The 721-nt window shown below is 53.7% G+C and carries 2 protein-coding genes; both read left to right on the top strand.

From position 1 onward, the window contains the following. Positions 1-436: toprim domain-containing protein (locus N5O98_RS27355; RefSeq protein ID WP_269496296.1), on the top strand; the 436-nt coding region annotated here is incomplete at its 5' end. Continuing rightward, positions 436-721: TraQ conjugal transfer family protein (locus N5O98_RS27350; RefSeq protein WP_269496293.1), on the top strand; the 286-nt coding region annotated here is incomplete at its 3' end. The genes N5O98_RS27355 and N5O98_RS27350, both read left to right, overlap by 1 nt.

Below are 721 nucleotides of genomic sequence, written 5' to 3'. Positions count from 1 at the left end.
CTTTGCCGTCGGCTTTCCGAACGTGTCGGGCGGCTATGAAACCCGAAGCCGCCGTTTCAAGGGTTGCGTACCACCAAAGGACGTGTCGCTGGTCAAGGCGGGGGACATCCCGGCGGACGTGTGCAGCGTGTTCGAGGGCTTTATGGACTTCCTGTCCGCCGTCACGCTCGGTTTGGCAACGGGTGACTGCCTTGTGCTGAACTCCGTCGCCAACGTGGAAAAGGCTTTGAAACATCTGGACGGGTACGAGCGCATCGACTGTTACCTCGACCGAGACGAAGCCGGACGCAGGGCAATGGAAGCCCTGCGGACACGCTACGGAGGAAAGGTGACAGACCGTTCCGGCATCTATCAAGGCTGCAAGGACTTGAACGAGTACCTGCAACAAGTATCAAGAAAACAACAAAAGAACAACAATCTAAAAATCAAAGAATAATGAACATACTGAACAACAAGAACAAGAGAACATCAATCTTCAAGGCGTTGGCACTCTGCCTGTTCGCCGCAGTGTCATTCACATTCGTATCGTGCGACGACGATATGGACATCCAGCAATCCTATCCCTTCACGGTGGAAACCATGCCCGTGCCGAACAAGGTCACAAAGGGGCAGACGGTGGAAATCCGCTGTGAGCTGAAGAAAACGGGCGATTTCGCCAATACCCTCTATACCATCCGGTATTTCCAGTTCGAGGGTGAGGGCACACTGAAAATGGACAACG

The sequence above is a fragment of the Bacteroides sp. LFL-34 genome, from assembly GCF_027257075.1.
Lineage (GTDB): Bacteria > Bacteroidota > Bacteroidia > Bacteroidales > Bacteroidaceae > Bacteroides > Bacteroides ovatus.
Note: the sequence above shows the minus strand (reverse complement) of the source record. Positions and strands in the feature narration are given on the sequence as shown.